This window comes from Streptomyces sp. NPDC052101 (genome assembly GCF_040680235.1).
GTDB lineage: Bacteria > Actinomycetota > Actinomycetes > Streptomycetales > Streptomycetaceae > Streptomyces.
This window is the reverse complement of the sequence record NZ_JBFAWH010000024.1, coordinates 52059-76257: the sequence shown is the minus strand read 5'-3', so window position 1 is coordinate 76257 and position 24199 is coordinate 52059. Positions and strand designations below refer to the sequence as shown.

Genomic DNA, 24199 nt, shown 5'->3' with positions numbered 1-24199 from the left:
AGAAGTTCCCGCGGGACGTACGCCCACAGCGGATCCCGTAGCCTGCCCCGGACCCCCGGAGGTTCCGGGAAGCCCGCCGGGACCGGGTCGTGGCACGGGTTGTCAGTGCCGCGGTCCACAATGGTCGGCGTCAGATCCGTCAATCGCTTCAGCAAGGAGCCGGCAGCGATGGCCCGCCGCAGCACGAAGACCCCGCCGCCCGACGACTCGTACGAGGAGAAGATCCTCGACATCGACGTCGTGGACGAGATGCGTGGCTCCTACCTCGAGTACGCGTACTCGGTCATCTACTCGCGCGCCCTGCCGGACGCCCGTGACGGCCTCAAGCCGGTGCACCGCCGCATCGTCTACCAGATGAACGAGATGGGCGTGCGCCCCGACCGCGGCTATGTGAAGTGCGCGCGTGTCGTCGGCGAGGTCATGGGCAAGCTGCACCCGCACGGCGACGCCTCGATCTACGACGCCCTGGTGCGCATGGCCCAGCCCTTCTCCATGCGTGTGCCGCTGGTCGACGGCCACGGCAACTTCGGCTCGCTGGGCAACGACGACCCGCCGGCCGCCATGCGGTACACCGAGTGCCGGATGGCCGAGGCGACCAGCCTGATGACCGAGTCGATCGACGAGGACACGGTCGACTTCACGCCGAACTACGACGGCCAGGAGCGGGAGCCGGTGGCGCTGCCCGCCGCCTTCCCGAACCTGCTGGTGAACGGCTCCTCGGGCATCGCGGTCGGCATGGCGACGAACATGCCGCCGCACAACCTGCGCGAGGTCATCGCGGCCGCCCGCCACCTGATCAAGTACCCGAACGCGGACCTGGACGCGCTGATGAAGCACGTCCCGGGCCCGGACCTGCCCACCGGCGGCCGCGTCGTCGGCCTGGACGGCGTCCGGGACGCGTACGCGACCGGGCGCGGCACCTTCAAGATGCGCGCGACGGTCTCGGTGGAGACGGTCACCGCGCGCCGCAAGGGCCTCGTGGTCACCGAACTGCCCTTCACGGTCGGCCCCGAGAAGGTCATCGCGAAGATCAAGGACCTGGTCAACGCGAAGAAGATCCAGGGCATCGCCGACGTCAAGGACCTCACCGACCGCGAGCACGGACTGCGCCTGGTCATCGAGGTCAAGAACGGCTTCGTGCCGGAGGCGATCCTGGAGCAGCTGTACAAGCTGACCCCGATGGAGGAGTCCTTCGGCATCAACAACGTGGCGCTGGTGGACGGCCAGCCGCTCACGCTGGGCCTGAAGGAGCTGCTGGAGGTCTACCTCGACCATCGCTTCGACGTCGTCCGCCGGCGCAGCGAGTTCCGGCGCGGCAAGCGCCGCGACCGGCTGCACCTGGTCGAGGGTCTGCTCACCGCGCTGGTCGACATCGACGAGGTCATCCGGCTGATCCGGTCCAGCGAGAACTCCGCGCAGGCCAAGGAGCGCCTGATCGAGCGCTTCTCGCTGAGCGACGTGCAGACGCAGTACATCCTCGACACCCCGCTGCGCCGGCTCACCAAGTACGACCGCATCGAGCTGGAGGCGGAGAAGGACAGACTCACCGCGGAGATCGCGGAGCTGACCCGGATCCTGGAGTCCGACGCGGAGCTGCGCAAGCTGGTCTCGGCCGAACTGGCCGCCGTGGCCAAGAAGTTCGGCACCGACCGGCGTACGGTCCTGCTGGAGTCCGCGGGTGCCGCGGTGGCCGCGGTGCCGCTGCAGGTCGCCGACGACCCGTGCCGGGTGCTGCTGTCCTCGACGGGCCTGCTGGCCCGTACGGCGACCGACGAGCCGTTCCCGGAGCAGGCGGGCGCCAAGCGCGTCAAGCACGACGTGATCGTCTCGGCCGTGCCGGCGACCGCGCGCGGCGAGATCGGCGTGGTGACCTCGGCGGGCCGCCTGCTGCGGGTCAACGTGGTCGACCTGCCCCAGCTGCCGGAGTCCGCCTCGTCCCCGAACCTCTCGGGCGGCGCGCCGCTGGCGGAGTTCGTCTCCCTGGAGGACGACGAGACGGTGGTCTGCCTGATCACGCTGGACGAGTCGTCCCCGGGTCTCGCGCTCGGCACCGAGCAGGGTGTCGTCAAGCGCGTGGTGCCCGACTATCCGTCCAGCAAGGACGAGTTGGAGGTCATCACCCTCAAGGACGGCGACCGGATCGTCGGCGCGGTGGAGCTGCGCACCGGCGAGGAGGATCTGGTCTTCATCACCGACGACGCACAGCTGCTGCGGTTCCAGGCGTCCATCGTGCGCCCGCAGGGCCGCCCGGCGGGCGGTATGGCGGGCATCAAGCTCACCGAGGGCGCGAAGGTCATCGCCTTCACGGCCGTCGACCCGGCGGCCGAGGCGGTGGTGTTCACGGTGGCGGGCTCGCGCGGCACGCTGGACGACTCGGTACAGACCACGGCCAAGCTGACCCCGTTCGACCAGTACCCGCGCAAGGGCCGGGCCACGGGCGGCGTGCGCTGCCAGCGGTTCCTGAAGGGCGAGGACTGCCTGTCGGTGGCCTGGGCGGGCCCGGTTCCGGCCCGCGCGGCACAGAAGAACGGCACCCCGGCGGACCTGCCGGAGCTGGACCCGCGCCGGGACGGCTCGGGCACGTCGCTGCCGAAGACGGTGTCGGTGGTCGCCGGGCCGGTGCTCTAGACAGGCGGGTCGCCGGTGCTCTAGACAGGCGGGTCTTCCAGGCGCTGGGCGGGCGGATCTTCCAGGTCCGCATCGTCCGGTCCCTGTACGTAGCGCAGGACGCCCCACATGCCGTGCTCGTCGGTGTGCGGGGCGTCGTTCTTGCACGCCTCCAGTTCCTTGCCGAGGGCACCCGCGTCGATGCCGGAGCCGATCAGCACGAGCTGGGTGAGGCGGGCGTCGGCAGGGCCCCAGGGCTCCGGGTAGAAGCGCAGGAACCGGCCGACGGCATGCACGGCGTACCGGTTGAGGGGGTCGTACGGCCCGAAGTAGACGTACCCCTTGATCCTGTACAGCCCCTCGGGCCGGCTGTCCAGGAACGCCATGAGCGCGCGGGGATCCATGGCCGCGCCGGAGGTGAAGGACAGGCTGTCGTAGCCGGTGTGCAGATGACCGGTGTGGTCCTCGTGCTCGTCGTCCCCGGTGTGCTCGTGGAGGTCGTCGAAGGACAGCTGACCGATCCGCTCCTCGCCCGGCCTGCAGTCAAAGAGGAACTCCGGGTCGACACGCCCGTAGGTGGCGGGGACGACGGCGGCACGGTCCGCGAGGGACCGCACCACAGCGAGCACCCGCTCGCCGTCCGTGGCCCGGTCGAGCTTGTTGACCACCACCAGGTCGGCGAGGGCCAGATGCCGGTCGATCTCGGGATGCCGGGCCCGGGTGTCGGCGAACTCGGCGGCGTCCACGACCTCGACCAGACCCCCGTAGACGACCCTCGGGTGCTCGCTGGCCAGCACCATCCGCACGAGTTCCTGCGGTTCGGCGAGTCCGCTGGCCTCGATGACGATCACATCGATGCCGGTGCCCGGATCGGCGAGCCGGTCCAGGTAGAGGTCGAGTTCGCTCGCGTCGACGGCACAGCACAGGCAGCCGTTGCCGAGCGAGACGGTCGAGTCGCCGAGGGCGCCCGCGACGGCCATGGCGTCGATCTCGATGGCGCCGAAGTCGTTGACGATCGCCCCGATGCGGCTGCCTCCGCTGCGGTGCAGGAGGTGGTTGAGGAGCGTGGTCTTCCCGGAGCCCAGGAATCCGGCGAGCACGACGACCGGGATCTGCGGACCGCTGCTGTTCCCCAACGGGTGACCTCTCTCCTGTGGACCGGGTGGCCCTTGTGGACCCGGGGGCCCTTGTGGACCGAGTGATCCTTGTGGGCCGGCTGCCGAACCAGGATAAGAGGGCGTCGCCGTCGGCTCGGTCCGTCAGAGCGCGGCCGGTACCGGGACCGGCGGCTGCGGTCCCACATACCGTGCGACCGGTCGGATGATCTTCGAGTCTGCCGCCTGTTCCAGGATGTTGGCACTCCAGCCCACCACCCGTGCGGCGGCGAAGGTGGGAGTGAACATCTCGCGGGGCAGGCCGCAGAGTTCCATGACCACGCCGGCGTAGAACTCGACGTTGATGTGGAGTTCACGGCCGGGCTTCAGCTCGGCGAGGATCGCCTCGACCCGGCGCTCGACCTCGACCGCGAAGTCCACACGCGGACCTCCGAAGCCGAGGGCGATCTCCCGCAGCATCCGCGAACGGGGGTCCTCCGTGCGGTAGATGGCGTGTCCGAAGCCCATGATCCGGTCGCCGGCGAGCACCCGTTCCCGGATCCAGGGGTCGATCCGGTCCGGCGTGCCTATGGCGTCCAGCGTGTCCAGGGCCCGGCTGGGCGCGCCTCCGTGCAGCGGCCCCGACAGGGCGCCCACGGCTCCGGTGAGACAGGCCGCGACGTCGGCGCCGGTGGAGGCGATGACGCGGGCGGTGAAGGTTGATGGATTGAATCCATGGTCAATGGTGGAGATCAGGTATTGCTCGACCGCACGGGCCCGCCGCGGCTCGGGCTCCTCGCCGTTCAGCATGTACAGGTAGTTGGCCGCGTACGGGAGATCCTTGCGCGGCTCGACCGGGTCGAGGCCCTGCCCGAGCCGGTACAGCGCGGTGAGCAGCGTGGGTACGGCCGCGCAGACGGCCACGGCGTCGGCACGGCGCCGGTCCGTGTCGATGTCGTACACCGGTCGCAGCTCGCGCGCCGAACCCAGCAGCGACAGCGCCGTGCGCAGCCCGGACAGCGGGCCCGACAGGCGGCCGGCCGCGGCGATCGCGGGCAGTGCCGCACGGACCTCCTCGGGCAGCCGCCGCAGTGCCGCGGTCTCGGCCAGGAAGGCGGCGCGGCGCTGAGCGTCCGGGAGCGTGCCGTGGATCAGGAGATGCCAGACGTCCTCGAAGCCGCGGGTCCGCGCGAGTTCGACGGCCGAGTACTCGCGGTAGTGGTAGAAGCCCTCCCGCCCCCGGACGTCGCCGAGCTCCGTTTCGGTGACGACGACTCCGGCGAGACCGCGCGGTGCGTCGATGAGTGGGGTTGCGGTCCTGTTGATGGCCATGGTTCTCCTCCCTGGACTTGATCCGACTGTCCATGCTTGACTAATTACCTGTCAATATTGATTTGATCAACATAGTGCGATCAAGACGTACAGAGGCGGCTACGGTGACCCCCATGCGTGATCACGAACCCGCTCCCGGCCGTCCCGGACGAAGGCTGACCACCAAGGAGACCGCCGAGCTGCTCGGCGTCAAGCCGGAGACGGTGTACGCGTACGTGAGCCGCGGCCTGCTCAGCAGCAGACGCGAACCCGGCGGCCGCGCCAGCACCTTCGAGGCGAAGGAGGTCGAGGCCCTCGCCCGGCGCCACCGGCGCGAGGCGGCCGGCAGCCCCGGCTCCGGCGGGGACCTCTCCGTCCGGACCCGCATCACGCTGATCGAGCAGGACCGCTACTACTTCCGGGGCGTGGACGCCGTCGAACTGGCGCTCCAGCACTCCTACGAGGAGGTCGCGGAGTGGCTGTGGACGGGCCGGCTGACCCCGGGCATCACCTTCTTCGCGCCCGGCGCCACCGTCGAAGTCGCCCGGCGCGCGGTGAACTCCCTCTCCGAGCACGCCTCCCCCACCGACCGGCTGCGCGTGGCGGCGATCGCGGCGGCGGCCGAGGACCCGCTGCGCTTCGACCTGTCGGAGGAGGCCGTGCTGAACACCGCGCGGATCCTCATCCCCACGCTTGTCGCCGCGCTGCCGCCGGCGCGGCACGCCCACAAGGACGACGGGCCCCTCGCCCACCGGCTCTGGACCCGGCTGACCGGCCGCCCCGCCGACGAGGCGTCCCTGCGCGTCCTGGACACCGCGCTCGCCCTGCTCGCCGACCACGACCTGGCCGCCTCCACGCTCGCGGTCCGGGTCGCCGCCTCGGCCCGTGCGCACGCGTACGCGGCCGTCTCGGCCGGCCTGGGCGTCCTGGAGGGCCCGCTGCACGGTGCCGCGAGCGGGATGGCCCACCGCATGCTGCTCGACGTGCTCGACCAGGGCACGGCGGTTCCCGTGATCGCCGACGAGCTGCGCGCGGGCCGCCGTGTCCCCGGGCTCGGCCACCGGCTGTACGCCGGCGAGGATCCCCGCGCGAGCGTGCTGTTCGACCTGCTGGAGCGGGTCCCGCGCGCGGAGTCGGCGCTGTTGGCCGCCCGGGACATCGTCTCCACGACCGCCCGACACACCCCGCTGCACGCCAATGTCGACCTGGCCCTGGCGGTGTTCACCGCGTCCAGCGGCATGCCCGCGACAGCCGGCGAGACGATCTTCGCCGTCGCGCGGACGGCGGGCTGGATCGCGCACGCCCTGGAGGAGTACGGCGAACGCCCCCTGCGCATGCGCCCCGTCGGCCACTACGTAGGCGCACGGCCCCCGCAGCCACTCCCGGAGTAGATCCGAAGCGGCTCTGAAACAGCTCCGGAGAGACCGGAAGGCGACCTCTGCGGCCCTGTCCGGCGAAGGACCGCTCCAGGGCCCCGTACCCGTCCGGAGCAGACATAACGGCGGCCGGAAGTCGCCCCGGGGAGAGTCAGGTTAGGCTCACCTCTGTGAGTAGGTGTGCGACCGTCTCCCGGAGCCTCGACGAGCCCGTTTCCGGTACGGCGGCCACGGCGACGACGTGGCTGCTGCTGGAACAACCCGGCCCTTGGGGTGTGAAGGCGCTCACTTCGAGCCATCTGGACCACGCGCTGGGCCGGGCGCTGGAGACGGCCGCCGAGAGAACCGGCGTACGCATCGCGCTCATCCGGCGTCCCGGGCGCCACGCCGACCCCGGCAGGCCCGCCGTCCGGCAGGTGTACGCCGCCCACACCGTGCCCGGCCGCGGGTGGCTGCACAGCGCCACGACCCGCGATCCCGGGCGGCTGCTCGGCCTCGACTTCGCCGCTCTCGGAGCGGGCGACCACCGCTCCTTCGGTACCGCGCTCGGCGGACGGCCGTACCGCGGCGACCCGCTCGCGCTCGTGTGCACCAACGGCAAGCGCGACCGCTGCTGCGCCCTCCTGGGCCGCCCCCTCGCCACCGAACTGGCCGCCTCCGGAGTGCGCGGGGTCTGGGAGGTCACCCATCTGGGTGGACATCGCTTCGCGCCGACGGTGCTCGTCCTGCCGTACGGCTACTCCTACGGCCGCGCCGAGGCACACACCGTCAAGGAGGCCCTGCACGGCGTCCAGGAGGGCCGTGTGGTGGTCGAGGGATGCCGCGGCTGCTCGGCCTGGGAACGGCCCGGCCAGGCGGCCGAGCTGGCCGTCCGCTCGGCCGCGGGTGAGTACCGGGCGGGAGTGCTGAGCGTCGTACGGACCGAGGGCGCGGCCCCGCGCTGGGAGGTCACCGTCGGACACGCCGACGGCCGTCGCTGGCGGGTGACCGTGGCGCAGGGCGCTTCGCTGCCGCCGCGCCCGGAGAGCTGCGGCGCGGCGGTACTGGGCACGCCCGCGCGGATGGACGTGGTGGCCGTACGGGAGCTGCGGCCGACGGCGCTGGCGAGCTGAGCGGCCGCGTCTTTCGAGAACGACCGCCTCTTCCAAGAACTGGTCAAGAGATCCCCACCACACCCCCTGGGGCGCTCCGGGGCTTCCCACGTACCGTCGTGCCTATGAGCCCCACTGCCCCCGCGCGCCGTCCGCGTCTCGGTCTGCCACGGCGGGTGTTCTCACAGGTGCTGCTGATGCAGGTGGCGATCGCCGCGGGGGTCGCGGTGCTCGCGACCGGGCTGTTCCTCGCACCGCTGAGCAAGCAGCTGGACCAGGAGGCGATGCGGCGGGCACTGGCCATCGCGCAGACCACGGCGCAGGACCCGCAGATCGCCGAGGGCGTGCTGACCACCCCGCCGACCAGCGACGGCCCGGTGCAGAAGGAGGCCGAGCGGATCCGGAAGGCCACGCACGCCGAGTACATCGTGGTGCTGGACCGGCACTGGCTGCGCTGGTCGCATCCCACCACCTCGAACATCGGTCAGAAGGTCTCCACCAACCCCGAGGACGCCCTGAAGGGCAAGGAGGTGATGGAGATCGACGAGGGCACCCTGGGCCGCTCGGCGCGCGGAAAGGTGCCGCTGTACGACGCCCGTCACCGCATCATCGGGGCGGTCTCGGTCGGTATCGCCTACGACAGCGTGCGGGCGCGGCTGATCAGCGCGATCCCGGGCCTGTTCGCCTACGCCGGCGGCGCTCTCGCGGTGGGTGCGCTGGCGGCCTGGCTGATCTCCCGCCGGGTCCAGCGGCAGACCCGGGACCTGGCCTTCTCCGACATCTCGGCGCTGCTCTCGGAGCGCGAGGCGATGCTGCACGGCATCCGGGAGGGCGTGGTCGCGCTCGACCGGGGCGGCCGTATCCGCCTGCTCAACGACGAGGCACGACGGCTGCTGGGCATCGGCGACGAGGCCGTCGGACGCACCCCCGGCGAGGCGCTGGGCGCGGGCCGTACGACGGACGTCCTGGCCGGCCGGGTGACCGGCACCGATCTGCTCACCGTGCGCGGCCAGCGGGTACTGGTCGCCAACCGGATGCCCACCGACGACGGCGGCGCCGTGGCCACCCTGCGCGACCGCACCGAACTGGAGCAACTGGGGCGTGAACTCGACTCCACGCGCGGGCTGATCGACGCCCTGCGCGCCCAGGACCACGAGCACGCCAACCGCATGCACACCCTGCTCGGACTGCTGGAACTGGACATGTACGACGACGCCGTGGAGTTCGTCGGCGAGGTGGTCGGCGACCACCGGGTCACCGCCGAGCAGGTCACCGAGAAGATCCAGGATCCGCTGCTGGCCGCGCTGCTGGTCGGCAAGGCGACCGTCGCGGCCGAGCGCGGGGTCGCGCTGTGGGTGTCGGAACACACCCGGCTGCCGGACCGGCTGATCGATCCGCGCGGTCTGGTCACGGTCGTCGGCAACCTGGTGGACAACGCCCTCGACGCCGTCGCCGGCACGTTGCACGCGCGCGTGGAGGTCGAGTTGCGCACCGAGGGCCGCACGGTCGTCCTCCGGGTGCGCGACACGGGCTCCGGAATCCCGGCCGACCAGCGGGAGTTGATCTTCACCGAGGGCTGGTCCACCAAGAAGCCGCCCGCGCACGGCAAACGGGGACTCGGGCTCTCGCTGGTGCGGCGGCTCGCCCAACGGCAGGGCGGAAGCGCGACGGTGGACGCGGCGGACGGCGGCGGCGCGGAGTTCACCGTTGTCCTGCCGGAGGCGCTGAACGAGCCGGAGCTGGAGCCCGCGGTGCCGGAGAAGTCCCCCGAGCCCGCTGCGGTCGCCGAGGAGGAGGCGCGATGATCGAGGTCCTGGTCGTGGACGACGACACGCGCGTCGCCCGGGTCAACGCCGCGTACGTGGAGAAGGTGCCGGGATTCCATGTGGCCGGCGAGGCGCACAGCGCGGCGGACGCGCTGCGCCAGGTGGAGACGCTGCCACGGCTGGACCTGGTTCTCATGGACCACTATCTGCCCGACGACACCGGTCTCGCGGTCGTCCGGGAGATGCGCCGGCGCGGCCACCAGGCCGACGTGATCATGGTGACGGCGGCACGGGACGTGTCGACCGTCCAGGCCGCGATGCGGCAGGGGGCGCTGCAGTACCTGGTGAAACCGTTCGCCTTCGCCGGCCTGCGCGCCAAACTGGAGGCGTACGCCAGGCTGCGGCGCACCCTGGACGGCGGCGGCGAGGCCGAACAGGCGGAGGTGGACCGCATCTTCGGCGCCCTGTCCGCACCGTCGGAGCCCGCGCTGCCCAAGGGGCACTCCCCCACGACGGCCGAGCTGGTGCGCCAGGCGCTGCTGAGCGCGGAAGGACCGCTGTCCGCCCAGGAGGTCGCCGAGCGGACGGGGGTGAGCCGGCAGACGGCCCAGCGGTATCTGAAGCTCCTGGAGCGCACCGGACGGGCGCGGCTGACCCTCAAGTACGGCGACGCGGGCCGCCCGGAACACCGTTACGTGTGGACGACCCGCGGCTGAGCGCGTCAACGCTTCACTTGACCGCCTTGACGAACTCGGTGGTGTACGTCTTGCTCAAGTCGACCTTGGCGTTCTTGATGTTGGGGTTGAACGACTTGAGGACCTTCTCGACGGTCTCCGGGCCGCCCTGGGGCATCACGCCGTCGTCGGTGAACATCGGCAGGGTGCTCTTGATGGCCTGCGCGTAGAGCGCCTTGTCGCCCTGCGAGTAGTCGGCGGGCATCTTGGCGGCGATCTCGTCGGCGCTGTGGGTGGACATCCACTTGAGCGTCTTGACGAATGCGTTGACCAACTTCTGGACGGTGTCCTTGTGTTCGTTCACCCAGTCCGTCTTCATGTACAGACTTGACGACGGGTACGGCCCACCGAGCGCCGCCTGCGAACCCTCGGGGGTGCGCATGTCGAGGAGGACCTTGCCCGCCTTCTTGTCCAGGAGGGTGGCAACGGTCGGGTCGGTGGTCATACCGCCGTCGATCGCGCCCTTCTGCAGGGCTGCGATGAAGGTCGGCCCGGCGCCGACCGAGACCGGCGTGAACTCGCTGACGTCGACGCCGTTCTTGACCGCCAGGTACTTGGTGAGGAAGTCGGTGGAAGAACCGAGGTTGGTCACGCCCAGCTTGCGGCCCTTGAAGTCCTTGGGCGAAGTGAGGCTGCCCGCCGCCTTGTCGGAGACGACCTCGACCTCGCCGGGCGCGTGCGAGAACTGCACGACCGACTCCACCGACTTGCCCTTCACCTGGAGGTCGAGGGTGTGGTCGTAGAAGCCGACCGTTCCCTGCACCTGGCCGGCGACGAGCGCCGTCTCGGCCTGGACTCCGGCGGGCTCGCTGAGGAGTTGGACGTTCAGCCCCTCCGCCTGGAAGTAGCCGAGGCGCTGGGTGAGCATCGCGGGCAGGTAGATGACCTTGTCCAGGCCGCCGACCATGATCTTGACGGTCTCGCCCTTGCCTCCGCCGCTGCCGGTGTCGGCGGTGGAGCCGGCCGCGTCGTTGGCGCAGGCGGTGAGCGAGGAGAGCGCGAGGAGGCCGGCGGCGGCCAGGGCGGCGTATCTGGGGGTGTTGCGCATGCGGTTCACGTCCTTGTGAGAGGGCGGTGCGGGGAAGGCGTGGGGGGCTGGTCCGCGGTGGGGCCGGTCAGTGGTCGGAACCGGCGGGCTTCCAGCGGAAGATGCGGCGTTCGGCGAAGGTCAGCAGCCCCTCGGCGGCGAGGGCGACGACCGCGAGGATCACCATCGCGGCGTAGACGCCGGCCGCGTTGAAGGTGTTCTGCGACTGGGAGACGAGCAGGCCGATGCCCTTGGTCGCGCCGATGTACTCGCCGACGATGGCGCCGATGAGCGCGAAACCGAAGCTGACGTGGAGGCTGGTGAAGATCCAGGAGGTGGCCGACGGGATGACCACCTGAAGGGTCACCCTGCGGTCGCTGGCGCCCAGGATGCGGGCGTTGGCCACCAGGTTGCGGTCCACCTCCCGGGCGCCCTGGAAGGCGTTGAAGAACACCGGGAAGAAGACCAGGACGACGGCGGAGGCGACCTTGGAGGACGGCCCGAGCCCGAACCAGATCAGGAAGATCGGCGCGAGCACGATCCTGGGGATCGAGTTGAGCACCTTGATGTATGGACCAAGGACTTCGGCGAGCAATCTGATCCGCCCGAGTGCGATACCGAGGAGCACACCGCCGATCACACCGATGACCCAGCCGAGCAGTGCCTCGTAGAGCGTGTACCAGATCTGTTCGCCCAGTGAGCCGAGCGCGGTGCCGTGCATCACCCACGTCCAGATCTGGTCCCAGATCTTCGACGGCATCGAGAAGTTGAACGGGTCGATGATCTTCGCCCGGGACAGTCCCTCCCACAGCCCGAGGACGGCCACGAGCAGCAGCATGCGTGCGGCGAGGACGAAGGCCTTGCGGCGGCGGGCGGCCCGGGCGCGGGTCTGCGCGCGGTTCGTCTTGTCCGCGGGCTCGGTCATGGTCAGCGCGACCTGGGCCTCGGGCATGACATCAGGCGACATGGGCGGCACCCCTCTCGCGGGTGATGCGGACCTCTTCGCCGAGGGACTCCCAGATCTCGCGGTAGATCTCGATGAACCGCGGCTCCAGGCGCACCGACTCGACCTTGCGCGGCCGCGGCAGGTCGATCTCGAAGACCTGCTTCACGGTCGCGGGTCCGGCGGTCATCACGACGACCTTGTCGGCGAGCGCGATGGACTCCTCCAGGTCGTGGGTGACGAAGACGACGGAGGCGCCCGTGCCCTCCCACAGCTCCAGCAACTCGTCCGACATCAGTGCCCGGGTCTGCACGTCCAGCGCCGAGAACGGCTCGTCCATGAGCAGGATCTCGGGGTCGTTGACGAAGGTGGCGGCGAGGGCGACGCGCTTGCGCTGACCGCCGGAGAGCTGGTGCGGATAGCGGTCCTCGAAGGCGGCGAGTCCGACGCGGGCCAGCCACTCCCGGGCCTTCTGCTTGGCCTCGGCCTTCGGCACGCCCCGGAAGCGCGGGCCGGCCATGACGTTGGACAGGACTGTGCGCCAGGGGAACGTGGCGTCCTGCTGGAAGACGAAGCCGACCTTGTCACCGACGCCGCTGACGGGCTCGCCGGCCACCAGCGCCTCGCCCTCGGTGGGCTCCTCCAGGCCGCTGACCAGCGTCAGCGTGGTGGACTTGCCGCAGCCGGTCGGGCCTACGACGGCCACGAACTCGCCGCGCTCGACGGTGAGGTCCAGACCGCGCACGGCCGTGTGCAGTCCCCCGGACGGGGTTCTGAAGGTCTTGCTCGCGCCCCGCAGCTCGATGGCGGGGCTGGTGTGTGCGCTCATGGGCCGGGACGGTAGGTGCGGCCCCGGTCATGGCAGGAGTCTTGTGAGCACAAGCCGTTCTTTTGCTCGCAGGAGCCTGTTGTGCTCTTTTTGCTCGCGCTAAAACTGCGGAGCCGAAACACGGGCTTAACGCTCGCCGGCCTTGAAGGAGAGGCCTGATGATTGACGTCCTGGTCGTGGACGACGACTTCCGCGTCGCTGAGATAAACGCCAAGTACGTGGGGAAGGTTCCCGGCTTCCGGGTGACCGCCCGTGCGCACAGCGCCGCCCAGGCCTTGGCCGTGGTCGAACGCGGCACCATCGATCTGGTCCTGCTCGACCACTATCTGCCGGACGAGACCGGGCTCGACCTCGTCCACCGCATGCGGGAACAGGGCCATGGCACGGACGTCATCATGATCACGGCGGCCAGTGACGTGACGACCGTCCAGCAGGCGATGCGCCTCGGCGCCCTGCACTATCTGGTCAAGCCCTTCACCTTCGCCGCCCTGCGCGCCCGCCTCGACGCCTACGCCGCCCTGCGCCGCACGGTCGACCGGGTCGGCGGCCGGGGCCTGGCGGGGCAGGAGCAGGTCGACCGGATCTTCGGAGCGCTGCGAACGGCTCCCGCACCGTCCGCGCCCGGTCTACCGAGCGGCCAATCGGCGCCCACGACCGATCTGATCTGCGGTGTCCTGCACCGCGCCGACCAGCCGCTGTCGGCCCACGAGGTGGCCGCCAGGACCGGCCTGAGCCGCTCCACCGCCCAGCGCTACCTCCGCCACCTGGAACAGGCCGGCCGCCTCCGGCTCTCGCTGAAGTACGGCGACACCGGCAGGCCGGAGCACCGGTACGCATGGGTGGCGCCCTAGCGATCGTACGGCGCGCTACACAGCTCCCGCGCCGGTCAGCGACCGTACCTCCGTCTCGGCGTACTTGGCCTCGTCGGCGACCTCGTCCGAGGTGATCGTGCCGAGCCAGCCGGCGAGGAAGCCGAGCGGGATGGAGACGATGCCCGGATTCTGCAGCGGGAAGTACTGGAAGTCGACATCCGGGAAGAGCGAGGTGGGGCTGCCGGACACCACCGGGGACAGCAGCACCAGTCCGAGCGCCGGAATCAGTCCCCCGTACACGGCCCACACCGCACCGCGGGTGGTGAAGCCGCGCCAGAACAGCGAATACAGCAGCACCGGGAGGTTCGCCGACGCGGCGACGGCGAAGGCGAGGCCGACGAGGAAGGCGACGTTGAGGTCACGGGCCAGCAGACCGAGCGCGATCGCCGCGGCGCCGATGCCGACCGCCGCCCAGCGCGCCACGGCCACCTCGCTGTGCGCCTTGCGCCTCGACCGCCGCAGCGACGCGTAGAGATCGTGCGCCACCGAGGCCGACGACGCGAGCGTGATGCCGGCGACCACGGCGAGAATCGTGGCGAACGCGACGGCGGCGACGATCGCGAACAGGACCGTGCCTCCGGTGGAGCCGGCGCCGCCGCCCAGGTCGAGGGCGAGCAGCGGCACCGCCGTGTTCCCGGCCGCGTTCGAACCGCGCACCGCCTCCGTCCCCACCACCGCGGCCGCCCCGAAGCCTAGGACGATCGTCATCAGGTAGAAACCGCCGATCAGGCCGATGGACCACACCGCGGAACGGCGGGCGGCCCGCGCGGTGGGCACGGTGTAGAAGCGGGAGAGGATGTGCGGCAGACCCGCCGTGCCCAGCACCAGGGCGAGCCCCAGACTGATGAAGTCGAGGCGGGCGGTCCAGCTCCCGCCGTACTTCAGGCCCGGCGCCAGGTACGCCCTTCCGTGACCGCTGCGGTCGGCGGCAGTGACCAGCAGCCGGTCGATGTCTCCGTAGAAGCGCAGCAGGAGCAGCACGGTCAGCGCGATCGTGCCGCTCAGCAGCAGCACCGCCTTCACGATCTGGATCCAGGTGGTGGCCCGCATCCCTCCCAACGACACATAGATCACCATGAGCGCGCCGACCCCGATGACCGCCCAGGCCTGGTCCGCCCCGCTCGTCCGCCCCAGCAGCAGCGCCACCAGACTGCCCGCGCCGACCATTTGCGCCACCAGATAGAGAACGGACACCGTGACCGAGGAAGTTCCCGCGGCGATCCGCACCGGCCGCTCGTCCATCCGCGCCGCCACCACGTCGGCCAAGGTGAACCGCCCGCAGTTTCGGACCAGTTCGGCCGCCAGGAACAACACGACCAGCCAGGCCACGAGGAAGCCCACGACGTACAGCATCCCGTCGTACCCATACAGCGCGATGAGCCCGGTGACCCCGAGGAAGGAGGCGGCCGACATGTAGTCACCCGCGATGGCAAAACCATTCTCCATGGGAGAGAACAGACGTCCTCCCGCGTAGAACTCCTCCGCCGAACCCTGCCGGCGACGGCTCACCCACGTCGTGATCCCGAGGGTGACGGCCACGAAACCGCTGAACAGCAGCAACGCCAGCGCCTGATGGTGACGGGTCACGAGGCATCCCCCCGTACTTCGCGGGTCAGCTCCTGGGTGTCCCAGCGCAGCTCCAGCGCCGCCCGGTCCCGGCGCAGCCGTGCGTGCCGGGCGTAGGCCCAGGTGAGCAGGAACGTGGTGAGAAACTGTCCGAGTCCGGCCAGCATGCCCACGTTCACCGCTCCCGCCACGGACCGGGCCATGAGGCCGGGAGCGGTCGTGGCGGTGACCAGATAGCCCACGTACCAGGCGAGGAAGACGGCGACACCTGGCACGACGAACCGCCGGTACCTGCTTCGCACTTCCTGGAAGGCCACACTCCGCTGCACCTCGACGTACACATCACGGGCGCGGACCTGCGCACCGCTCCGCTCCCCGCGAGCGGGCGGCACCGCAAGCACCGATGCCCCGGTGCCGTCCACCTCGCCCCAGCCGGAGGCCAGCGCGTCGTACCAGGGGTCCTCGTACGTCATGTCGCGGGAGGGTGCGCCGTGGTCTTGCCGGTTCTCGGCCGAACCCTCAAAACCGTCCCCGGCGCCGCAGGCACGACCGTTGCTTGACTGCATGCCCAAGGATGGACAGATCGGGAAGATCCCTGACTCTTCTTCCTCCGGCTCTTCACCCCATCAGGTGATTCACTGCGTGGGCGGCCGCACCAGCCCCTTGCTGTAGGCGTAACGCACCGCCTGCGCCCGGTCCTTGAGACCCGTCTTGGAGAAGAGGTTGTTGATGTGTGTCTTCACGGTCGCGGTCGACACATGCAGCTTGCGGGCGATCTCCTGATTGCTGAGCCCGTCGGCGATCAGCAGGAGGACCTCGGTCTCCCGCGCGGTCAGTCCGTCGGGTGGCGCGTCGGCGGTCGCCTGCGGGCTGGGCTCGGGCTGCGACAGCCGCTCCAGCAACCGGCGCTGGACGCTCGGCGACAGCCCCGCATCTCCCGACAGCACGCTCTCCACAGCACGTACGATCTCGTCCCCGCCCGCGTCCTTGGTCAGATAACCCCGGGCGCCGGCGCGCAGCGCGGGGAACAGCGACTCGTCGTCCGCGTACGTGGTGAGCACCACGACCTGGGTGGCCGGGTACTGCGCCCGGATCCGCCGGGTGGCCTCCACGCCGTCGCAGCGGGGCATCCGGAGATCCATCAGGACGACGTCGGGGGCCAGTTCCCCGACCAGCTGCACCGCCTCCTCGCCGTCTCCCGCGGCACCCACGACCTCCACCCCGGGCAGCAGGCCGAGCAGCATCACGATGCCCTCCCGCACCACGGTCTGGTCGTCGGCGACCACCACCCGTGCGGGCTTCTTCTCCCCTTCCGTCTCGGTCATACAGGCACCTTCAGCCTCACCACGAACCCCTCCTCGTCCGGCCCCGCGTCCAGTGAACCGCCCAGCAGCTCGGCGCGCTCGCGCATCCCCAGCAGACCGTACCCGCCTCCGGCACCTGTGAGTTCGCCCGGCCGTCCGCCCGAGTCCCGTACGTCCAGCGTCACTTCTTGCTCGCCGTAGTCGAGTCGCAGGTGCACCTTGGCTCCCTTGGCGTGCTTGCGGACGTTGGTCAGGGCCTCCTGGGCGACCCTGCGCACTGCCTGCGAGGCCTCGGCCGACAGAGGTCTGCGCTCACCGGTGACGGTGACCTCGGCTCCGTCGGCCGCGCTGACGAGTTCGCTCAGGAAGTCCTCCAGCGGGGTCAGCTCGCCTCGCAGTGCCGACAGGGCCTGCCGGGTCTCGGCCAGTCCGTCGCGGGCCATGCCCCGGGCGGCCACCACCCGCTCCAGGATCCGCTCGCGGTCCGCGCCGTTCTCGATCAGCAGCCGGGCCGCCTCCAGATGCACCAGCTGCGCCGAGAGGCTGTGGGCGAGCACATCGTGGATCTCCCGCGCGATGCGGGCCCGCTCGGCCAGCGCCGCGGACTCTGCCTCGGCCGCCCGGGCAGCACGCTCCTGGGCGAGCAGCCGCTGCGCGCTGCCGCGGGCCTCCGCGTCCAGCCGTAGGACGTACCCGGCAAGGGCCATGCCCACCACCGTCGCGGCCGTGGTCAGCCAGACGTCCTTGTTGAACGCGGAGAACGAGGCCAGCGCCACGGATGTCACGGGTATGGCCGCGCCGAGCGGGAGCCGCTCCAGGGCGCTGATCCCGCAACCGCACCAGAGCACGAGGGCCGGTCCTCTGAACCCCGTCGCCTCGGCGACGACGGCGAGGGCGAGAAGCACGGCGATGAGTGCGAGGGACGGCATCAGCCGGTGCTGGTAGGTGGTCCGGAAGAAGGCCCAGGCGACGACACCGGCGAGCAGGACCCCCGCCGCCGCCACAAGCCCTCCCGCGATACCGACGTGCTTATGGCTGAACGCACTCCACAGGAGCAAGGCGAGCACGAGCAGCCTCACGGCCCAGGCGAGCATGCGCCGGGGCCGACTGATTCCCGCGCGGCTGAGCGCCTCCCGCGACGGCCAGCGTGTCCAGGCGTTCTCCGTCACGCGTGCTCCCTCCTGACCGATCGCATGCCGTCACCGTACGCCGGGGCGGGGCCGTTCGCGGTGCCGAGGGACTGCGCCCGCCAGACCAGGAACCCGCCGCGGACCAGCAGGGTGGCGGCGAGGCCGAGCATCAGGGCGGAACTGTCCTGGTGCACGCCGAACGCGCGGCCGACGGCGAAGAGAGCGATCCGCAGGCCGATGCCCACGCCCCATACGGCGACGCTCGCCTTGGTGCTCCTGGTCCACGCGACGCCGTCCGGTTCCGTCCAGACGCGGGTCGTCCAGGCCCATCCGGCGCCGGTGGCGAGACCGACGAGCAGCTCCACCACGAGCAGAGCGGCGGATTCCGTACGGTGGTGAGCGTCGAGGATGCCGGGCTCGCGCAGCGCGACCACGGCGAGGATCACGGGGAGCAGCCACCAGCGCCGGTCGGTGTTGATCGCACGGGCGCGGAACTGCCGCGCGATCACTATGGCGGCGACGGCCACGATCACCAGCGCGTTGACGAGCCCGGACATCAGAGCCTCCGTGAGCGAGAGCGTGGTGCCGGGAGCGGGCGCTGCCGACACCTACGAAGCTACGGAAAAGCGCAGGTCGGGAGATCGGAGCCGGGGTGGATCACGGGTGGAAACCTGGAACGGCTGGTCTCCACCCACGGGTGTAGATCCCCCGGGTGCGGACACCTGAGTGGCCCGCGCGACCGCTGGCGGCAGGCAGCGGAAGGGGAGGTGGAGGCCGGCCCGGGCAGGGAGCCGGCGGGGATCGAGTGACAGGCCCGCGAAGGACGACCGGCCGTCGTCCTCCACAGGCCGACCACCAGGCTCCGTCCCCCTTCGCCCCCATCACGTCCCGCCGGCCGCGCCCCGGCCGACGCCGCAGGCCCGGCCTCGGGTCAATCGCCGTCGGCCGAAGCCCGGCTCAGCGGCTACGCGTCGATGCGCGACCGGTCCAGCGTCGCCGCCGAGCTGGAGATGAACTCCTTGCGGGGCGCGACGTCGTTGCCCATCAACAGGTCGAAGACCTGCTCGGCGGCCTCGAGGTCGGACAGGTTGATCCGGCGCAGGGTGCGGTGACGCGGATCCATCGTGGTCTCGGCCAGCTGGTCGGCGTCCATCTCGCCGAGACCCTTGTAGCGCTGGATGGAGTCCTTGTACCGGATGCCCTTGCTCTGGAACTCCATGAGCTTGTCGCGCAGTTCGCGGTCCGAGTACGTGTAGACGTACTTGTCCTGGCCCTTCTTGGGCTGGATGACCTCGATGCGGTGCAGCGGCGGCACCGCCGCGAAGACCCGGCCGGCCTCGACCATCGGCCGCATATATCGCTGGAACAGCGTGAGCAGCAGGCAGCGGATGTGGGAGCCGTCCACATCGGCGTCGGTCATCATGATGATCTTGCCGTAGCGGGCCTGGTCGATGTCGAACGTGCGGCCCGAGCCCGCTCCTATGACCTGGATGATCGCGCCGCACTCGGCGTTCTTGAGCATGTCGGTCACCGACGACCGCTGCACGTTGAGGATCTTGCCGCGGATCGGCAGCAGGGCCTGGAACTCGGAGTTGCGTGCCAGCTTGGCCGTACCGAGCGCGGAGTCGCCCTCGACGATGAACAGCTCGCTGCGGTCCACGTCGTCGCTGCGGCAGTCGGCGAGCTTGGCCGGCAGGGACGAGGACTCCAGGGCGGTCTTGCGACGCTGGGCGTCCTTGTGCTGGCGGGCCGCGACGCGCGTACGGGCGGCGGCGACCACCTTTTCCATGACGACCCTGGCCTGAGCGGCGGCGTCCCGCTTCGTGCTGGTCAGGAACGCCTTCAGTTCCTTGGTCACCACGTTGTTCACGATGCGGCGCGCCGCCGAGGTGCCCAGGACCTCCTTGGTCTGGCCCTCGAACTGCGGCTCGGCCAGGCGCACGGTCACGACGGCGGTGAGTCCCTCGAGGGCGTCGTCCTTGACGATGTTGTCCTCGGCCACCCTCAGCATCTTCTTGGCGCGCAGTACATCGTTGAACACGCCCGTCACGGACTGTTCGAAGCCCGATACGTGGGTGCCGCCCTTGGGGGTGGCGATGATGTTGACGAAGGAGCGGACGGTGGTGTCGTACCCGGTGCCCCAGCGCAGGGCGATGTCCACGCCCAGTTCACGGGTGACCTCGGTGGGGGTCATCTGCCCGTGCTCGTCCAGGACGGGGACGGTCTCCTTGAAGGTGCCCTTGCCCGAGAAGCGGTAGACATCGCAGACCGGCTTGTCGCCTGCCAGATACTCGCAGAACTCGCTGATGCCGCCGTCGAAACGGAAGGACTCCTCGCCCTTGCTGCCGCCCTCGCCGAGGCCGAACTCGTCGCGCACGACGATGGTCAGGCCCGGCACCAGGAAGGCGGTCTGCCGGGCGCGCTGGTGCAGGGTCTCCAGGGAGAGCTTGGCGTCCTTGAGGAAGATCTGCCGGTCGGCCCAGTACCGCACGCGCGTGCCGGCGCGGGCCTTGGGGATCTTCTTGGTCTTGCGCAGGCCGCTCTTGGCCTCGAACTTCGCCTCGGGGCCGACGGCGGCGAAGGCGCCGGGGACGCCGCGCCGGAAGCTGATGGAGTGGGTGTGGCCGTCGCGGTCCACCTCGACGTCGAGACGGGCGGAGAGGGCGTTGACCACAGAGGCGCCGACGCCGTGCAGACCGCCGGAGGCGGCGTACGAGCCACCGCCGAACTTGCCGCCCGCGTGGAGCTTGGTCATGACGACCTCGACGCCGGACAGGCCGGTCCTGGGCTCGACGTCCACGGGGATACCCCGGCCGTTGTCGCGCACCTCGACGGAGCCGTCGTCGTGGAGGATCACCTCGATGCGGTCGCAGACACCCGCGAGGGCCTCGTCCACGGAGTTGTCGATGATCTCCCACAGGCAGTGCATCAGACCACGGCTGTCGGTCGAGCCGATGTACATGCCCGGGCGCTTGCGCACGGCCTCGAGGCCCTCGAGGACGAGCAGGTGCCGCGCGGTGTAGTTGGAACCGTCCCGGTCTGCTCCTGCCAGCAGCGCTGTGGACGGCACGGACGTATCGGCGGTCACGCGGTTCGCTCCTCGCTGAATTTCACTTGGCCCCTTACTGGGTAAGGGGACGGCTTCGGTCGCCGCTCAGAGGGTACCGAGGCCTGGTAGAGCCGGTGTAACGCCACCCTCGTCGAGAACTCAGACTAGTCCAGACTCGCATGTCTGTTCGATCCCTCGATGGAGTGAAGTACATATCACGTTCCCTTGGAGGCATGAACCATTTAGGCTCCGGGCACGTCCTCATGAACAACAGGCAACCCGGCCTGGAGGACCGAGACACAACACTGCGCGAAACCGTAAGCACCACAAGAGACGCACTACGGCACATTCGCCGCCAACCGGCAGCAAACAGCCGCCCCGGAAGAATTTTTCGAGGAAAAGCCACGAGCGGGAACGTTTTCGGGCTGGTTGGATGTTGACCCTGGTACGACAGCTCGTCGAGCTAGAGAAGAGGCGACGTGACTACTGTTCTGACCCCCGCGAGCCCGCTGACGGCCGCCGATCGCTGCGACCGCTGCGGCGCCCAGGCATACCTGCGCGTCGTCTTGCTGAGCGGCGGAGAACTGCTCTTCTGCGCCCACCACGGTCGCAAGTTCGAGCCGGAACTCAAGAAGATCGCCGCTGAGATACAGGACGAGACGGAGCGGCTGACGTCCGTTCCGGGCATCGCTTCCGAAGAAGAGCGCTGAATCTCGCACACACGACGAGCCAGCCCCGGCCCAGGCCGGTGAACGGGCGGCCGCTCCTCTCCAGGAGCGGCCGCCCGTGCTCATGCCTCCATGAGGGCGCCTCAGGAGCCCCTGTGGGGCCGCTTGTGACCCCGTGGGGGCGCACCCAGGCCACGCACGACCTCGGAGACGCGCGTGTACACGCCAGGGCTGCCGGCCTTGCCACAGCCGCTCCCCCAGGACACGAGCCCGATCAACCGCCCTGCCGCCACCAGCGGTCCACCGCTGTCTCCCTGGCAGGCGTCCGGACCGCCACCGGCCTCTCCGGCACAGAGCATGCTGCCGGACCGGTAGGTGCCGTCGGGACCGCCCGGATAGGCGCGGGTGCAGAGATCGTCGGACAGCACACGCAGATGTGCGGCGTACAACCTGCGCGGGTAAGCACCCTTGCCGGTCGTGTCCCCCCATCCGGAGACCAGGGCCTGCGTGCCCGGCGTGTAGGCCGGGTCGCCCGGGCCCGCCATGGGGACGACCGCACTCTGCGGCAGCGGCTTGGCCAGAGTGAGTACGGCGAAGTCGCCGACGTTGGTCGCGCTGTCGTACCCGGGGTTGATCCGGGCGCGGCGTACGGCGATCTCCTGGCCCTCACTCGACATCAGATCGGTGCGGCCCGCTATGACTTTCAGGTCGCGCGCGCGGTTCGGTGGTGCCCCGAGGACGCCCTCGGCCAGGCAGTGGGCCGCGGTGAGCACCGTCGTGCGTGCGACCGCCACGCCACCGCAGAACTGGCCCGCACGCGTACCCCCGAACCGGTCACGGCTGGACAGCGCGACCGTCCACGGGGCCTGGGAGATGTCGATCGGAAAGCCGCCGACCACCACGCTGCCGGCGGCCATGGGGGCCGCGCTCACCAGAGGTATGCCGGTCAGGATGGCCGCCAGGGCGAGCGGCCGGATCAGTGCCCGGGCAACGGAACGACGCATGCAGGCTCCTCACTCTCGGGTGGTACCGGAACACCCAGGGTGATCCACTCCGCGCCCGCGCGCAGCACGAAGGCCCGGCTCCCTCGAGGGGAACCGGGCCTTCGCCGTCGTACGGACGCGACCTAGTCGAGGTAGTCGCGCAGCACCTGGGAGCGCGACGGGTGGCGCAGCTTCGACATGGTCTTGGACTCGATCTGGCGGATGCGCTCACGCGTCACGCCGTACACCTTGCCGATCTCGTCGAGGGTCTTCGGCTGACCGTCGGTGAGACCGAACCGCATGGAGACGACGCCGGCCTCGCGCTCGGACAGGGTGTCCAGAACGGAGTGCAGCTGCTCCTGCAGAAGCGTGAAGCTGACGGCGTCGGCGGGGACGACGGCCTCGGAGTCCTCGATGAGGTCGCCGAACTCGCTGTCGCCGTCCTCACCCAGCGGGGTGTGCAGCGAGATGGGCTCGCGGCCGTACTTCTGGACCTCGATGACCTTCTCCGGGGTCATGTCCAGCTCCTTGGCCAGCTCCTCCGGAGTGGGCTCGCGGCCCAGGTCCTGGAGCATCTGGCGCTGCACGCGCGCGAGCTTGTTGATGACCTCGACCATGTGCACCGGGATACGGATGGTGCGCGCCTGGTCGGCCATGGCGCGGGTGATGGCCTGACGGATCCACCAGGTGGCGTACGTGGAGAACTTGTAGCCCTTGGTGTAGTCGAACTTCTCGACCGCGCGGATCAGACCGAGGTTGCCTTCCTGGATGAGGTCCAGGAAGAGCATGCCGCGGCCGGTGTAGCGCTTGGCCAGGGAGACCACCAGACGGAGGTTGGCCTCCAGCAGGTGGTTCTTGGCGCGGCGGCCGTCCTCGGCGATGATCTCCAGCTCGCGCTTCAGCTTCGGCGCCAGCTTGTCGGCGTTGGCCAGCTTGTCCTCGGCGAACAGGCCCGCCTCGATGCGCTTGGCCAGCTCGACCTCCTGCTCGGCGTTGAGCAGGGGGACCTTGCCGATCTGCTTCAGGTAGTCCTTGACCGGGTCGGCCGTGGCGCCGGCCGCGGCGACCTGCTGCGCGGGCGCGTCGTCCTCGTCCTCGTCGGACAGGACGAAGCCCGCGTTCTCGGCGCCCTCGGGCTCATCGGCGGCCTTGGTGTCCTCGAGGACCTCGTCCTCGAGAAGCTCGACGTCGTCCTTCTTGGCCGTGGTCTTCTTGGCGGCCGTCTTCTTGGCGACGGTCTTCTTGGCGACCGCCTTCTTGGCGGTCGTCTTCTTGGCGGCGGCGGCCTTCTTGGCGGGTTCGGCTTCCTCGGCGGAATCGGCTGCGGCCTGAGCAGCGGACGCCACGGGGGCGGCCGTGGTGGCGGTGGCCTTCCTGGTCGTCACCGTCTTCGCCGCGACCGTCTTGGTGGCGGTGCGCTTCACCGGGCTCTTCGCTGCGACGCTCTTGCGGGTGCGCTTGGGCTCTGCGGCACTGACCATCAGCGTCACACCCTCTTCCTCAAGAATCTGGTTGAGGCTGCGCAGTACGTTCTTCCACTGAGTGGCCGGAATCTGGTCAGCTTCGAAGGCCCGACGCACATCGTCGCCGGCGATCTGCCCCTCAGCCTTTCCCCGCTCAATGAGCGCCATGACAGAGACGGACTCGGCGATCTCCGGCGGGAGCGTACGGGATGTGCTGGCCGACACGAACAACCTCTCGGAACGTTGGAAAACGGCTTCCGGCACCGTCCACTGCGGACAGGAGCCGACCACCGGCCTGGGGATGGGCCGACGGAGCGGGCGGGGGCCGGGAAGATGCACAGCGCCTGTCATGGCGTCTGTATTCCCTCCGCGGCTGTCACCTCTTA

20 protein-coding genes are annotated in these 24199 nt (G+C 70.2%); 7 read left to right on the top strand and 13 right to left on the bottom strand.

The features are described 5' to 3' along the window. Positions 1–168 precede the first annotated feature (168 nt). Positions 169–2628: a DNA topoisomerase IV subunit A gene (locus AB0L75_RS32535; RefSeq protein ID WP_365188244.1), complete on the top strand. Its 2460-nt coding sequence runs from the start codon at positions 169–171 to the stop codon at positions 2626–2628. 20 nt (positions 2629–2648) lie between these two features. Here the strand turns inward: AB0L75_RS32535 and AB0L75_RS32530 are convergent, their stop codons facing one another. Together AB0L75_RS32530 and AB0L75_RS32525 are read right to left on the bottom strand one after the other, a co-directional pair. After that, entirely contained in the window at positions 2649–3743 is a 1095-nt protein-coding gene (locus AB0L75_RS32530; RefSeq protein WP_365188241.1) for a GTP-binding protein, read from the bottom strand. Between the two features lie 123 nt (positions 3744–3866). Beyond that, on the bottom strand, positions 3867–5033 hold the full coding sequence (locus tag AB0L75_RS32525; RefSeq protein ID WP_365188238.1) for a citrate synthase: 1167 nt from the start codon (positions 5031–5033) through the stop codon (positions 3867–3869). A 113-nt stretch (positions 5034–5146) separates the two neighbouring features. On the opposite strand from AB0L75_RS32525, the gene AB0L75_RS32520 reads away from it, so the two are divergent. From AB0L75_RS32520 to AB0L75_RS32505, 4 genes are all read left to right on the top strand, one after another. Further along, complete coding sequence (locus AB0L75_RS32520; RefSeq protein WP_365188236.1) at positions 5147–6403, top strand: citrate synthase; 1257 nt, start codon at positions 5147–5149, stop codon at positions 6401–6403. Positions 6404–6558: 155 nt separating this feature from the next. Continuing rightward, positions 6559–7500 carry a sucrase ferredoxin gene (locus tag AB0L75_RS32515; protein ID WP_365188234.1) on the top strand — a complete coding sequence of 314 codons (942 nt, stop codon included), beginning with the start codon at positions 6559–6561 and terminating at the stop codon, positions 7498–7500. Between the two features lie 104 nt (positions 7501–7604). Then, positions 7605–9284: a sensor histidine kinase gene (locus tag AB0L75_RS32510; RefSeq protein ID WP_365188231.1), complete on the top strand. Its 1680-nt coding sequence runs from the start codon at positions 7605–7607 to the stop codon at positions 9282–9284. Beyond that, positions 9281–9961, top strand: a complete 681-nt coding sequence (locus AB0L75_RS32505) for a response regulator (protein WP_365188228.1) — start codon at positions 9281–9283, stop codon at positions 9959–9961. Before AB0L75_RS32510 ends, AB0L75_RS32505 begins: the two co-directional genes overlap by 4 nt. 13 nt (positions 9962–9974) lie before the next feature. Here AB0L75_RS32505 and AB0L75_RS32500 read toward each other — a convergent pair whose 3' ends face one another. The 3 genes from AB0L75_RS32500 to AB0L75_RS32490 all read right to left on the bottom strand — a co-directional run bounded on the left by AB0L75_RS32500 (position 9975) and on the right by AB0L75_RS32490 (position 12778). After that, entirely contained in the window at positions 9975–11027 is a 1053-nt protein-coding gene (locus AB0L75_RS32500) for an ABC transporter substrate-binding protein (protein WP_365188226.1), read from the bottom strand. Positions 11028–11094: 67 nt separating this feature from the next. Next, the gene (locus AB0L75_RS32495; protein ID WP_365188225.1) at positions 11095–11973 is read right to left on the bottom strand and encodes an ABC transporter permease; all 879 of its coding nucleotides are present in this window, start codon (positions 11971–11973) and stop codon (positions 11095–11097) included. Then, positions 11963–12778 (bottom strand): ABC transporter ATP-binding protein, encoded by an 816-nt coding sequence (locus AB0L75_RS32490; protein ID WP_365188223.1) that lies wholly within the window; start codon positions 12776–12778, stop codon positions 11963–11965. Before AB0L75_RS32490 ends, AB0L75_RS32495 begins: the two co-directional genes overlap by 11 nt. Positions 12779–12936: 158 nt before the next feature. Between AB0L75_RS32490 and AB0L75_RS32485 the strand changes: the two genes are divergently transcribed. Beyond that, entirely contained in the window at positions 12937–13629 is a 693-nt protein-coding gene (locus tag AB0L75_RS32485) for a response regulator (RefSeq protein ID WP_365188221.1), read from the top strand. Between the two features lie 15 nt (positions 13630–13644). On the opposite strand, the gene AB0L75_RS32480 is transcribed toward AB0L75_RS32485, so the two are convergent. From AB0L75_RS32480 to AB0L75_RS32455, 6 genes are all read right to left on the bottom strand, one after another. Then, positions 13645–15237, bottom strand: a complete 1593-nt coding sequence (locus AB0L75_RS32480; protein ID WP_365188218.1) for a cation acetate symporter — start codon at positions 15235–15237, stop codon at positions 13645–13647. After that, positions 15234–15782 carry a DUF485 domain-containing protein gene (locus AB0L75_RS32475; protein ID WP_365188215.1) on the bottom strand — a complete coding sequence of 183 codons (549 nt, stop codon included), beginning with the start codon at positions 15780–15782 and terminating at the stop codon, positions 15234–15236. Before AB0L75_RS32475 ends, AB0L75_RS32480 begins: the two co-directional genes overlap by 4 nt. A 69-nt stretch (positions 15783–15851) precedes the next feature. Continuing rightward, positions 15852–16541 carry a response regulator transcription factor gene (locus tag AB0L75_RS32470; protein ID WP_365188212.1) on the bottom strand — a complete coding sequence of 230 codons (690 nt, stop codon included), beginning with the start codon at positions 16539–16541 and terminating at the stop codon, positions 15852–15854. Next, positions 16538–17689, bottom strand: coding sequence for a histidine kinase (locus AB0L75_RS32465; RefSeq protein WP_365188209.1), 1152 nt, complete (start codon positions 17687–17689; stop codon positions 16538–16540). Before AB0L75_RS32465 ends, AB0L75_RS32470 begins: the two co-directional genes overlap by 4 nt. Continuing rightward, the gene (locus AB0L75_RS32460) at positions 17686–18207 is read right to left on the bottom strand and encodes a DUF1453 domain-containing protein (RefSeq protein WP_365188207.1); all 522 of its coding nucleotides are present in this window, start codon (positions 18205–18207) and stop codon (positions 17686–17688) included. The genes AB0L75_RS32465 and AB0L75_RS32460 overlap by 4 nt, the downstream gene beginning before the upstream one ends. Before the next feature lie 407 nt (positions 18208–18614). Further along, the gene (locus tag AB0L75_RS32455; RefSeq protein WP_365188204.1) at positions 18615–20738 is read right to left on the bottom strand and encodes a DNA topoisomerase IV subunit B; all 2124 of its coding nucleotides are present in this window, start codon (positions 20736–20738) and stop codon (positions 18615–18617) included. Between the two features lie 440 nt (positions 20739–21178). Here AB0L75_RS32455 and AB0L75_RS32450 point away from each other — a divergent pair, with 440 nt between their 5' ends. Continuing rightward, the gene (locus AB0L75_RS32450) at positions 21179–21409 is read left to right on the top strand and encodes a hypothetical protein (protein ID WP_067004125.1); all 231 of its coding nucleotides are present in this window, start codon (positions 21179–21181) and stop codon (positions 21407–21409) included. Positions 21410–21510: 101 nt separating this feature from the next. On the opposite strand, the gene AB0L75_RS32445 is transcribed toward AB0L75_RS32450, so the two are convergent. Continuing rightward, positions 21511–22371, bottom strand: coding sequence for a serine protease (locus tag AB0L75_RS32445; protein ID WP_365188201.1), 861 nt, complete (start codon positions 22369–22371; stop codon positions 21511–21513). 122 nt (positions 22372–22493) lie between these two features. Continuing rightward, positions 22494–24038 carry an RNA polymerase sigma factor gene (locus AB0L75_RS32440; RefSeq protein ID WP_365188198.1) on the bottom strand — a complete coding sequence of 515 codons (1545 nt, stop codon included), beginning with the start codon at positions 24036–24038 and terminating at the stop codon, positions 22494–22496. Positions 24039–24199 lie beyond the last annotated feature (161 nt).